General features: G+C 57.2%; 9 protein-coding genes. 4 read left to right on the top strand and 5 right to left on the bottom strand.

All coding sequences use genetic code 11. The features are described from left to right. The first annotated feature begins 2 nt into the window (after window positions 1–2). From FDZ78_RS07575 to FDZ78_RS07560, 4 genes are all read left to right on the top strand, one after another. Window positions 3–1,418, top strand: coding sequence for an MFS transporter (locus FDZ78_RS07575; protein ID WP_107031118.1), 1,416 nt, complete (start codon window positions 3–5; stop codon window positions 1,416–1,418). Window positions 1,419–1,443: 25 nt separating this feature from the next. Further along, the gene (locus FDZ78_RS07570) at window positions 1,444–2,556 is read left to right on the top strand and encodes an endo-1,4-beta-xylanase (protein ID WP_107031117.1); all 1,113 of its coding nucleotides are present in this window, start codon (window positions 1,444–1,446) and stop codon (window positions 2,554–2,556) included. Window positions 2,557–2,610: 54 nt separating this feature from the next. Next, window positions 2,611–3,606: a glycoside hydrolase family 43 protein gene (locus FDZ78_RS07565; protein ID WP_136408339.1), complete on the top strand. Its 996-nt coding sequence runs from the start codon at window positions 2,611–2,613 to the stop codon at window positions 3,604–3,606. A 429-nt stretch (window positions 3,607–4,035) separates the two neighbouring features. Further along, complete coding sequence (locus tag FDZ78_RS07560) at window positions 4,036–5,985, top strand: alpha-glucuronidase (protein ID WP_136408338.1); 1,950 nt, start codon at window positions 4,036–4,038, stop codon at window positions 5,983–5,985. A gap of 383 nt (window positions 5,986–6,368) precedes the next feature. Here FDZ78_RS07560 and FDZ78_RS07555 read toward each other — a convergent pair whose 3' ends face one another. The 5 genes from FDZ78_RS07555 to murG all read right to left on the bottom strand — a co-directional run bounded on the left by FDZ78_RS07555 (window position 6,369) and on the right by murG (window position 12,924). Beyond that, complete coding sequence (locus FDZ78_RS07555) at window positions 6,369–7,721, bottom strand: cell division FtsZ family protein (RefSeq protein ID WP_240740386.1); 1,353 nt, start codon at window positions 7,719–7,721, stop codon at window positions 6,369–6,371. 180 nt (window positions 7,722–7,901) lie between these two features. Beyond that, window positions 7,902–9,392: a cell division FtsA domain-containing protein gene (locus FDZ78_RS07550; RefSeq protein WP_107031113.1), complete on the bottom strand. Its 1,491-nt coding sequence runs from the start codon at window positions 9,390–9,392 to the stop codon at window positions 7,902–7,904. Between the two features lie 17 nt (window positions 9,393–9,409). Next, window positions 9,410–10,369: a cell division protein FtsQ/DivIB gene (locus FDZ78_RS07545; RefSeq protein WP_136408337.1), complete on the bottom strand. Its 960-nt coding sequence runs from the start codon at window positions 10,367–10,369 to the stop codon at window positions 9,410–9,412. Between the two features lie 54 nt (window positions 10,370–10,423). Next, on the bottom strand, window positions 10,424–11,809 hold the full coding sequence (gene murC / locus FDZ78_RS07540) for a UDP-N-acetylmuramate--L-alanine ligase (RefSeq protein ID WP_136408336.1): 1,386 nt from the start codon (window positions 11,807–11,809) through the stop codon (window positions 10,424–10,426). Continuing rightward, window positions 11,806–12,924: an undecaprenyldiphospho-muramoylpentapeptide beta-N-acetylglucosaminyltransferase gene (gene murG / locus FDZ78_RS07535; protein ID WP_136408335.1), complete on the bottom strand. Its 1,119-nt coding sequence runs from the start codon at window positions 12,922–12,924 to the stop codon at window positions 11,806–11,808. Before murG ends, murC begins: the two co-directional genes overlap by 4 nt. Between the last annotated feature and the right edge of the window lie 69 nt (window positions 12,925–12,993).

Genomic DNA, 12,993 nt, shown 5'->3' with positions numbered 1-12,993 from the left:
TCATGGAAGCAAGCATCAATATGACCAAATCACAGGAATCCAAAGGTTTCTACAAGCTCTCGATGCTCCAGTGCATCGGCTTCGGATCGGGCGACCTCGCCCAGAATCTGATCTATCAGACCATCAGCATGTATCTGCTGTTCTTCTACACCAATGTCTACGGCCTCGATCCGGCCGTCGCAGCGGTGATGTTTCTGATTGTTCGCATCGTCGATGTCATCTGGGACCCCCTGGTGGGCACTTTTGTCGACAAACACAACCCCCGTCTCGGTAAATACCGCGCCTATCTGGTGCTCGGAGGCATTCCGCTGACCGGTTTCGCAATACTCTGTTTCTGGAACGGCTTCTCAGGCTCGCTGCTCTATGCCTACATTACCTACGTGGGACTTTCGATGTGCTACACTCTGGTCAACGTGCCCTACGGCGCGCTCAACGCCTCTCTGACCCGCGACACGGCTGAAATCACCAAACTGACATCGGTCAGAATGTTCATGGCCAATGTGGGCGGTCTCGCCGTAGGCATGGGCATACCCTTCGTGCTGCGTATCTTCGACCCGACCGAAAGCACCGACATGTCAATGGACGACGGCGCCTGGTTCCTGACCATGACCCTCTACGGCTGCGTGGGCCTCGCACTGCTCCTCTTCTGCTTCTCCCAGTGCCGCGAGAGAGTGGTGATGGACTCCAGCGAGACCGAAAACGTCAGCGTCTCTGACCTCTGGATGGAGTTTGTCCACAACCGTCCACTTCGCATCCTCGCCTTCTTCTTCGTGACTGCCTTCGCAATGATGGCAGTCGGAAACGCCGCCGGGGCATACTATATCCAGTACAACCTCGGAGGTTCCGCCGCCGAACTCTCTGTCTTCATGGGCCTCGGATCTATCCCCGCATTCATATTCATGCCCATGATCCCGGCCATCAAGAAAAAGGTCGGCAAAAAGGGCATGTTCTACATCTTCCTCCTCGTGGCCATAATCGGCATGGCCATGCTCTACGCCATCTCCATGATCGACGCTCTCAAGGAACACATGGTCCTCGTCTACATAGCCCAGTTCATCAAATCGACAGGCGTGATCGTAGCCACCGGCTACATGTGGGCGCTCGTGCCTGAGGTCATCTCCTTCGGCGAATACACCCACGGACGCCGCATCTCCGGCATAGTCAACGCCCTGACCGGAATCTTCTACAAGGCCGGCATGGCCCTCGGCGGCGTTGTGCCCGGACTGGTCCTCGCCTTCGTAGGCTTTCAGAAAGAAGCCCTGACTCAGACCCCCTTCGCCCAGCAGGGCATACTGTGGCTCGTGGCCGTTATCCCCGCCATACTGCTCGCCCTCGCCATGTTCATCATCTCACGCTATGAGCTTGATGACGATGTGATTGACCGCATCAACCGTGAAATCGAATCAAGACACAAATAACCCCTGCAACATCCCCCCACTGACTATGAAAAAATTAGCCCTGTGCCTCCCCGTGGCCGCACTGATGGCCATAGGATGCAGCGCTCCAAAGCAGGAGCCCGCACTGAAAGACTATTTCGCTGATGACTTCCTCATCGGAGCCGCCCTGAACGTGGACCATGTCAAAGGACTCGATCCGAAAGCCGACTCGATAGTGCGCCGCCACTTCAACTCGATCGTAGCTGAAAACTGCATGAAAAGCGAAGAGATACATCCCCAGGAAGGGGTCTACTTCTGGGACGATGCCGACGCCTTCGTGGACTACGGCACCCGCAACAACATGGCCGTCATAGGCCACACCCTCATCTGGCACTCTCAGCTTGCCCCCTGGTTTGCAGTTGACTCGACAGGCGCGCCGGTAAGCGCCGATGTGCTCAAAGAACGTATGCGCGACCACATCACCACCATAATGACCCGCTACAAAGGCCGCATCAAGGGCTGGGACGTGGTCAACGAGGCCATTGTAGAGGACGGAAGCTACCGCAGCTCGCCATTCTACGAGATTCTAGGCGAGGAGTTCATCCCCCTCGCATTCCAATATGCCCATGAAGCCGATCCCGACGCCGAACTATACATCAACGACTATGCCATGAACGTCCCGGCCAAACGCGACGCCTACGTCAGGCTCGTCAACGACATGAAGTCAAAAGGCCTGCGCGTAGATGCCATCGGTATGCAGGGCCACATGGGCATGGACTATCCTGATTTCGCTGAATTCGAGAAATCGATCGAAGCCTATGCCTCGACCGGCTGCAAAGTGATGATCACCGAATGGGACATGAGCGCGCTCCCAACCGTCAGCCGCAGCGCCAACATCTCTGACAGCATCGTCTACAACACCCAGCTCAACCCCTACCCCGACGGTCTGCCGGCCGAGATTTCCGAAAAATGGAATGCCCGCATGGACTCGGTGACCGACATACTGCTCCGACACGCCGACGTGATCTCGCGCGTGACCGCATGGGGCACTTTCGACGGCATGTCCTGGAAAAACGATTTCCCCATGAAAGGCCGTGTGGAATACCCCCTGCTCTTCGACCGCGACTATCAGCTCAAACCCTTCCTTGCCAAACGCCTCGCCCCCGCAGATAAAGAATAACAACATCACAGACAAAGTCAATCTCTAACACAAGTCTCTAAAAGCAATACAATCATGAAACTGCTCAATCCCGATAAACGCTACCTCTTCCCCGATGACTTCATGGCCGATCCGAGTGTCCACGTGTTCAATGGCCGCATCTACATCTACCCCTCCCATGACTGGGAATGCGAAAACGTGGAAAATGACAACGGCGACCAGTACGTGATGAAAGACATGCACGTGCTCTCGATCGACGGCGACCCGATGACCGGCAAGGTCACAGACCACGGAAAAGCTCTCGACATTGCCGACATTCCCTGGGCCGGACGCCAGCTCTGGGACTGCGACTGCGCCGAAAAAGACGGCAAATACTATCTCTACTTCCCGCTGAAAGACCAAAATGACATTTTCCGCATCGGTGTAGCCATAGCCGACCGCCCGGAAGGCCCATTCATCCCGCAGCCCGACCCCATACGCGGCTCATACTCGATTGACATCTGCGTGCTTGAAGACAAAGGCGAATACTATCTCTACTTCGGTGGCATCTGGGGCGGACAGCTTCAGCGCTACCGCGACAACAAAGCCCTCGAATCGGCCTGCCTGCCAGAAGGCGACGAACCGGCACTCCCCTCGCGCTGCGTGCGCCTGTCCAAAGACATGCTCCAGTTTGCCGAGGAACCACGCCCCATCCTGGTGGTCGATGCCGAAGGAAATCCCCTCAAGGCCAATGATCCACACCGCTTCTTCGAAGCCTCGTGGGTCCACAGACACAATGGCAGATACTATCTTTCATACTCCACCGGTGACAGCCATCTGCTCTGCTACGCCATAGGCGACAACCCCTACGGACCCTTCACCTACCAGGGCGTGATCCTCACACCGGTAGTAGGCTGGACCACTCACCACAGCATCATCGAATACGGTGGCAAATGGTATCTCTTCCACCACGACAGTGTGCCCTCCGGCGGCAAATCATGGCTCCGCAGCCTTAAGGTCTGCGAACTCACCCACGATGCCGACGGCCGCATCCTCCCAATTGACGGCGGAGGAGATCCCTGGGAGGAATAAGAAAGCCACTAAGAGGGTGTTTCATAACAAGAGTTAAAATCTGAGTGGTGTATCTTTTAGATAAATTGTTGCAAGGGAGGAAGAAGCATAGCGAGCTATGCGACTGACGAGCTTCAACAATTTAGCAAAAGAGACACCAAGGCTCAGGAAACTTAAAAATTTTCACAAATGGAATATACTATTTACAAAAAGACAATACAATCGCCTCCGAAAGCTTTGAGCGGCTATGGCTCTTCATTTCAGTCACATAGCTCGCTATGCTCCTTCAATTCAGAGCCATATCCATCTCAAATCTTTCGCTCAGATTTTAACTATTGTTATGAAACACCCTCTAAGAAACTGTTTATGAATTCATAAACAGTTTCTTAGCTACGTCACGCCCCGGCGACTGACCAAACAGAATCAAACCTATCAACCCAGCCCCCTGAAATGAACAGACTCATCGTCATAGCAGCCGCGCTGCTTTCACTGGTCTCATGCTCGCGCCATGAACCGTCAACCGCCCGTCAGGAGCTTGACCGCCTGTGGAAAGGAAGCTCCGTAGAGTTCCGCCACACCCCTGGAATGAAAGCCGAGGCCTTCGGCATCGAACGCGAAGGCCATAAGTTCGTCATCAGCAGTGCGGATGATGCCGGTGCCCTCTACGGTGTCTACTCTCTGCTGCGCGACTCCATGCAGATTCCACGTGAAGAAGCCCCGGCATTCCCATTGCGCCTGCTCAACCACTGGGACAACCTTGACGGCACCGTGGAGCGCGGCTATGCAGGCCACTCCCTCTGGGACTGGGACGCTCTGCCCGACTCCGTATCGCCGCGCTATCTGGACTATGCCCGCAAAAACGCCCGCATAGGCATCAACGGCACCGTGCTCAACAACGTCAACGCCTCGCCGCAGATCCTCTCCCATGACTATCTCGTGAAAGTAGCGCGCTTGGCCGACGTGTTCCGCCCCTACGGAATTAAGGTCTACCTGTCGGTCAACTTCGCCTCCCCTATGGTGCTCGACTCTCTGCCCACGGCTGATCCGCTCGCAGCCGAAGTGACCGACTGGTGGAAAAACAAAGCCGATGAAATCTACTCGCTCATTCCCGACTTCGGCGGATTTCTTGTAAAAGCCAACTCAGAAGGCCGGCCAGGCCCGATGGACTTCGGCCGAAGCCACGCCGACGGAGCCAACATGCTCGCCCGCGCACTGAAACCCCACGGCGGCATAGTGATGTGGCGCGCATTTGTCTATTCGCCAATCGACGCCGACCGCGCCAAGCAGGCATACATGGAATTCCAGCCGCTCGACGGAAAATTTGATCCAAACGTCATCATACAGATCAAAAACGGCCCCATCGACTTCCAGCCACGCGAACCCTACTCCCCGCTGTTCGGCGCCATGCCGCAGACCGACCGGATGGTCGAATTCCAGGTGACCCAGGAATATCTCGGCCACGCCAACCATCTGGCCTTCCTGGCCCCGATGTGGACTGAATTTTTCGAATATGTAAAACCCTCCTCGCTCACAGCCATCGCCGGAGTGGCCAACATCGGCGACTCCGACAACATGACCGGCAATCCGCTTGCCGGAGCCAACTGGCATGCCTTCGGACGTCTGGCCTGGGACCCCCGGCTAAGCCCCGCCCGGATAGCGCGCGAGTGGATCGACGCAAATCTGCTGATACCAGGCAGCAATATCCCTGACAGCATCTACTCCGGCCTGCTCGACATGTTCCTGACAAGCCGAGAAGCGGTGGTTGACTACATGATGCCCCTCGGACTGCACCACATCTTCGCCTTCGGCCACCACTACGGGCCCGAACCCTGGTGTGACATACCCGGCGCCCGCCCCGACTGGCTCCCTAAATACTACCACTGCGCCGACCGCCAAGGGCTTGGCTTCAACCGCACCACTTCAGGCAGCAACGCCGTAGAGCAATATCCCGAACCCCTGCGCTCTCAGCTCAACGACATTGCCACCTGCCCTGAAGAATTTCTGCTCTGGTTCCACCACGTGCCCTGGACCCATCGCCTGAAATCCGGCCATACGCTCTGGGATGAACTCTGCTACCGCTACGAGCGAGGAGTCTCGACAGCCGAAGACTACCGTCGCCGCTGGGAGGAAGTACGCCCCTACATCAGGCCCGAACTCCACGCCGACGTAGCCGAACGCCTGCGCACCCAGGCCGCCGACGCCCGGTGGTGGAAAGATGCCTGTCTGCAATACTTCCGGGAATACTCACGCCTACCCTATCCCACGGGAGTCACCGCACCAGTCCAACCGCTCGAACAGCTCAAACGCATCAACCTCCCCATCACCAACTTCGAATCCCCCACCCCCGCCCTCCTCGACTCCGTCCGGTACCACAAATCGACTCCCTGCCGAACATCATAGGCAGCATCAGCCCCCAGGATAGGTTCAGACAACTATTTTACCCACCACACCAAGGCATATTCCCTTCGGAACCGTAAATCCGTGTCCGTGAGGACACCCGCCGCCCCGCACACCTGCCGGATCGCACCCTCACGGACACCGATTTACCATCACGCCCTGCGGGATTCCGGGAGGGTGATGTCCGACAGGACATCGATTTACTCATAGCCCGTGACACCGTAGCGCAACGCGCGCAGGTGTCACGGGTTATCAGTCCCACCCACGCATGGTGTCCGACAGGACACCGATTTACGGTCCCGAATGGCACAATGACAAAAAAACGCCCCGGCCGCAGTCTGTAAAAAGACTGCCGCCGGGGCTTATATATTGCGCGTGAACGCCGATTAACCGAAACTGATAGTCTGACCCGCCGAACCCGAAGCCTGACCTGAAGCCTGGAGACCCGACGCACCGTCGAGAGCACCGCTGCGCACATCCTCCACAATCTTGCGGTCACGCTTATAGGTAGGATACTTCTCCAGAATATCGCAGACAGCATCGTCATCAAGCTGATTCAGCCCCAGCACGATAGTCGACGAGCGGTCCTTCCCCTCCGTCAGATCCTTGATCTTGGTCAGGCCATACTCCTCGGCCAGACGCTCGTCAGAAACCTCCGGTTCCTTAGGCTTGGCAGGAGCCACAGGAGCAGCCGGCGCAGGAACAGCCGGTGCACTTGCACTGTTTGAAGCCGCCGGAGAAGAGCTGCGCGAACCCGGAGTACCCATCGAGAAACCGAAACCGCTTGCCGCGCCTCCGGCCATGATTTCCTCCTCCTCCTCGCGCAGAGTCACATCGAAGCCCGCCGCAAGGATAGTCATCTTCACGCCATTGCCCAGCGACTCGTCGAAACCGACGCCCCAGATCACATCCACATCCGTGTTGATCGCACCGATGAAATCCGTGATCTCGCGGGTCTCGCTCATCAGGAACTTCTCCTCGGCGTTCGGGTTGAAATACAGATTGAAAAGCAGCTTCTTCGAGCCCAGGATATCGCGGTTCTTCAGAAGCGGAGAATTCAGAGCGTTATGGATAGCGTTGGTCACACGGTTCTCACCCTCGCCATAGCCGGTCGAGATGATAGCCGCGCCACCGTCGCGCAGAGTAGAATCAACGTCATTGAAGTCAAGGTTGATCAGACCGTTGCAGGTGATCAGCTCCGAGATAGAACGCGCGGCTATTGACAGCGTATCGTCAGCCTTGCCGAACGCATTCAGGAAATCGAGATCACCGTAGATCTCGCCCAGACGCTCATTGTTGATCACAAGCAGCGCATCCACATGCTTCGCCATCTCGTCGGCACCGGCTATAGCCTTGCGGATCTTCTTCTGCCCCTCGAAGAGGAAGGGAATGGTCACGATACCGATGGTCAGCAGTCCGCGCTCCTTGGCAATACGGGCCACCACGGGAGCCGCACCGGTGCCGGTGCCGCCGCCCATACCGGCAGTGATGAACACCATCTTGGTCTGGTCGTCAAACAGATCCGCAATCTCCTCGGCGCTTTCCTCAGCGAAATCGCGGGCCTTCTCAGGCTTGTTGCCCGCACCCAGACCGTCGCCGATCTCCAGAGTGTGGGGCACACGCGAGTGACACAGCGTCTGATGGTCAGTGTTGATATTGACGAAGGACACATTCTTTATGCCCTGGACATACATATGATTCACGGCATTGTTGCCGCCGCCGCCCACACCGATGGCCATGATGTTGCAGGCGAGATCCGAGCCTTCATTGTTGCTCTTGAAAGCCGAAGTGTCAGAGATGTCCTGATTATAGTTGTTGATCTGATCTTCCATTTTTTGAGTAAGATTTTTGTTACAGCTTCAGGGGAGAGAAATGAGGGGAGTGAATTGCTCTGTAAGTGTGTTATATAAAGAATGTGTTTAGTTATCGTTGTCGATATCATCGTCCTCCACAGGCTCGGTCATGAGATTGACAAGCCGTTCGCGCACCGTGCCCCACAGCGAGAAACCTCTCTTCTTCTCCGGAGCCGGAGCGGGTTCCGGCTTTTCGGGTTCAGCCGGCCTGGGGTTCTGATATTCCGGTCTTTGTGGCGCCGCTGGCTGGGGTTGAGGCTGCTGAGACTGCTGAGGCTGCTGATAACTGTTTTGCTGATATCCGCTTTGCTGATAAGCGTTCTGCTGATAAGCGGGTTTCTGCGGTGACGGCTGCTGACGCACCTCGTCAATTGAGTTATAAATAGGCTCCGGAGCTATCACAACCGGTTCCGGACGGCTCAGACACTCCTTGACCTCGCGGTCTTTGGCAGCCGCGGCAAGAATCGAGATCACGTCCACATGGTCTGAGGCATTGATGCGTCCGTCAAGGATGCGCACACGGTTCACCGGACCGCCATAGCGCACCTTCAGGGTGGTGAGGTTTTCCAGACGGCGGTCAAAACCGTTGAGCTTCGATCCGCGGCCGGTCAGTATGATGCCCGCAGGGAGCCTGTCGGGGGTCAGACCCGCATATTTGATCTGTTCGTTGATATTGGCAATGATCTCTCCGGCGCGCGCGGCCACATAGTTGTTGATCTGGCCGTAGTCAATCAGTCCGTTTGACGGCATCGGAGTCGGCTCCGTAGAGCTCAGAGCGTTTCCGCCGTCGATCTTCAGCTCCTCGGCGCGCTCTTCGAGATAGTTCATGGCGGTAATGTCGCGTGTGATGTTGCGCGAACCCATCGGGATGGTGCTCATGTAGAGCAGCACACCGTTCTTGTAGATCGACACCGTGGTGGTCTCCGCCCCGCAGTCAACCAGCATACATCCCTGGCGCTTCTCTTCGGGATAGAGCACGAAATCGGCTTCGGCTATCTGGCGCACGAACATGTCATGCACCGGCAGATGCAGACGCTCGTCAAGCACATGGTTGAGGTTTCTGACAAGCTGAGTGCGGCAGCTGATCAGATTCAGCCGGGCCGACACGTGGGAGCCGAACATGCCCACCGCGCGGTTTGTCGGCGAATTGTCAACCCTGAACTCCTTGGGAGTAACGTCGACTATCGTGCGTTCGTGCAGCTGATAGTTGAGCGCGTCGCCGGTCATGTCGGCAATCAGCTCGTTGGTTATCTCCATTTCCTGCGGCAATCGGCGTTCAATCTCGATGCCCTGGGCCATCAGCGAGCGTCCGCCCACCGAGACATAGACTCCGGTCACGTTGCGCCCCGGCTCGCGCATCTCCAGACGTCCGATCACGTTGCGGATCGCGCCTGCCGTCTCTACCACATTGCGTATGCAGCCGTAGCGCACCCCGTCATAGAGTTTCTCCTCTTCTACAGCTTTCACACTCAATGTGCCCTGAGGGTCTACGATGCCTATCGCACCTTTTATTTTCGAGCTCCCTATTTCGAGAGCCACTATATATTTTTCTTCCATGGAGATGTATTGGGTTTTCAGTTGATTTTGTTCTGTGTCTGTTGGTTGTCAGCTGCGGTCTTTGGCGCCGCGGCGGCCGGAGCACTCTTCCTTGCGGCCGGAATAGGCTTTTCGGAGTGGGCCTTCATGCCGGGAATGGTCTGGCCGGGGGCCACGTCATCGCCCGCAAGCATCGTGCCGGTGTCCACGCTCTCGTCGTCGTCATACTGCACTGTCTCCACCTTCTGCGGAGCCTTGCGGCGCTTGGTGGCCACTAACTGGCCGTTCCATTTGAGCGAGATCGTGTCATATTTTTCCCAGCCCTGCAGCGGGAGCACTTTTGAATAGAATTTCTTCAGTCGTGAGAATTTGTCGTCGAAATGTGAGGGTGTCCCGAAGTTGATCACATGTTCGCAGATCACCGGGACGAGTATGATGTCAGTGGGTGATTTCACCTTGATCATCGAGATATAGGAGTTCCAGACAGAGTCACCGGAAATGTAGTTCAGAAGCGGAAGCAGCGATTCGGGTGTGAACACCGTGTCTGACGGGTTGAAATGCCCCTCGATCACGGGCACATCCTTGTGGAAGCGCGCGTCGGCTTTCACCCGCTTGCCCGCACGGTTGATGTAGTACGACTCTCCGTCGTCAAACACTCTGGCCACCGGTATGATCGGAGTGGCCTTGATGCGGATCGAGCCATCGGTGTAGCGCACCACCTCGGCATCCTCTATCTTGTCCATCTCAAGCAGCCGGCGGCGTATCTGCTGGGTGTTGATGTTGCACAGTGCCAGTCCTGCGGCTTTGTCAGGCAGCGAGTCGAGCTCGCGCGAGAGCTCGGCCGGGGTGACGAAACGCTGGTTGCCGTCGGCTCCGGCTATCGTGATCTCCATGCCGCGGCAAGGCTCCGTATCGGCCTCGGTGGCGGTTACGGTCAGGGCTATGACCAGATAGGCCACAAGCAGCAGTGAGAATATTATGGTCAGGTAGCGCGACATTGGTTTCTTTCGGGGGTGGTGTGATGATTCTGTCAGGGTCAGTGAATTCGTTGATCAGTGGAGATTCTCTATGATGGCGGGGATGAAGGTGTTGATGTCACCCGCGCCTAAAGTCAGGAGGATGTCAAAGTTACGGTTTTTCAGTGTTTCCACCAATTTTTCTTTGTTAATTAAGATTTTATCCTCGCAGCGCACCTTGTCGAAGATGATTTCGGAGCTTACGCCTTCTATCGGCTCTTCGCGGGCGGGGTAGATGTCGAGAAGCACCAGTGAATCGGCTCCGGAGAGTGCATCGGCGAATTCAGGGGCGAAGTCGCGGGTGCGGCTGTAGAGATGCGGCTGGAAGGCCACTGTCAGCTTGCGGCCGGGATAGATGGCCTTGACCGATTCGATTGACTTGCGCACCTCTTCGGGGTGATGGGCGTAGTCGTCTATGATCACCCGTCCGGCTCCGTTGTCCTCTTTCAGATGGGTCTCGAAACGGCGCTTGGTGCCGCGGTAGCTGCTGATGGCCTCGCGCACCACCTCAGGCTCCCAGGCATCTGTGAGACAGATGGCTGCTGCTGCGGCCACGGCGTTTTCAATGTTGACCTCCACGGGTACTCCGAGATTGATGTTGCGGATGATGCCGCGGGGGGTGATGAGATCGAAGGTGATGGTGCCGTTGGCGCGGCGCACATAGCCGGCGTGGAAGTCACCGCTGTCACGCGAGTAGGTGTAGACTCTGACTCCCTCCTGCGGGCGGGGCTTGAGCTTGAGGTTCTCGTGGATGATGAGCGCTCCGTCAGGGCGGATCAGCTCAGTGAACCGGGCGAAGCTTTCCAGATAGGCCTCCTCGGTGCCGTAGATGTCGAGGTGGTCAGGGTCAGTGGCGGTGATGACGGCCACGGAGGGGGTCAGGTGATGGAAGGAGCGGTCAAACTCGTCGGCCTCGATCACACTGTAGGCCGACTGCGGCGCCAGCAGGAAATTGGTGCCGTAGTTGAGCATCTCGCCTCCGAGGAAGGCGTTGCAGCCGAACGAGCCGCTTTTCAGTATGTGGGCGGCCATTGACGAGGTTGTGGTCTTGCCGTGGGTGCCGGCGAAGCAGAGCGAGCGGCTGTTGCGGGTGATCAGTCCGAGCACTGCGGCGCGTTTGAGCACCTCGAAGCCGTTGTTGCGGAAATAGCGCAGCTGCGGGAGGCTTTCAGGCACCGCCGGAGTGTAGACCACCAGCGTTGTCTCCGGGTTGCGGAATGCCTCAGGTATGCTGTCGGCGTTTTCGTCGAAGCTGATCTCAACCCCTTCGGCGCGGAGTCCGTCGGTCAGGGCTGTCGGGGTGCAGTCATAGCCGGCCACCTTTTTGCCGGTGGCGAGGAAATAGCGTTCGAGAGCAGCCATGCCTATGCCGCCGGCTCCTACGAAGTATATGTTGCTGATTTCAGATATATCGTGTTTCATATTGCTGCTTCTATGGTATTGATGATTATGTCGACAATCTTTTCATCGGCGTTGCGGAGCGCCATTTTGCTGATCTCGCTGCTGAGGGCTGCGCGCTTTGCCGGGTCGGTGATGAGTGATTCAAGGGTGGCGGGCAGGGTGGCCACGGCCTCGGCGTCGAGGATCATGACGGCTGCGCCGCGGGTGGAGAGGGCTTCGGCGTTGTGGCGCTGATGGTCTTCGGCCACATTGGGCGAGGGCACGAGCACACAGGCTTTGCCGAGGTTCTGAAGTTCGGAGATGGTACCTGCTCCGGCGCGTGACACCACCAAATCTGCCGCGCGGTAGGCCACGTCCATGTCAGAGATGAACGTCGTGGCCCTGACATTGTCATAGCCGCCGGCAAGTTTCTGAAATTCCGGAGCGCCATAGCGTCCGGTCTGCCACATGAGGCTCACACCCTTGTCGCGGAGCATGGGGAGCGAGGCGGCTATGGCCTCGTTGACAGTGCGGGCGCCGAGACTGCCGCCCACGGCAAGCACCAGGGGCTTTTCAGGGTCGAAACCGAGCTGCTGTTTGGCTTCGGCCTGGGTGAGGGTGCAGTTTTCAAGGTCGGTCCTGACGGGGTTGCCGGTCTTGGAGATCGAGGCGGCGGGGAAGAAGCGGTCCATGCCGTCATAGGCCACGCAGATGGCTTTGGCTTTCTTGGCCAGGAGTTTGTTGGTGACCCCGGCATAGGAGTTTTGTTCCTGCAGCAGAGTGGGCACTCCCTGCTTCTGGGCCTGCTTGAGCACAGGTCCGCTTGCATAGCCGCCCACGCCTACGGCAATGTCGGGACGGAAGTCGCGCACTATACGGCGCGCCTTGCGCAGTGACTTCCAGAGTTTGATGAGCACACCGAAATTGCGCCAGAGACGTTTGCGGTCAAAACCGGCCACGGGCAGGCCCTCGATCCTGTAGCCTGCGGCGGGCACACGCTCCATCTCCATGCGGCCGAGGGCGCCTACAAAGAGGATTTCGGCCTCCGGAAAGCGCCGTCTGACGGCATTGGCTATCGACAGAGCGGGAAAGATGTGGCCTCCGGTACCTCCGCCGGAGATAAGCACACGGTTTATTTTGGTCTTTTCTTCATTCATGAGGCACAAATAAAGATATGGGGTGAATGGTTGAGGGTTAGAGCATTCTGTGAATGGTTCTGCGGGAGA

This window comes from Duncaniella sp. B8 (assembly GCF_005304985.1).
Taxonomy (GTDB): Bacteria; Bacteroidota; Bacteroidia; order Bacteroidales; family Muribaculaceae; genus Duncaniella; species Duncaniella muris.
The sequence above is the reverse complement of the archived record's forward strand: the minus strand, read 5'-3'. Positions and strand labels throughout refer to the sequence as shown.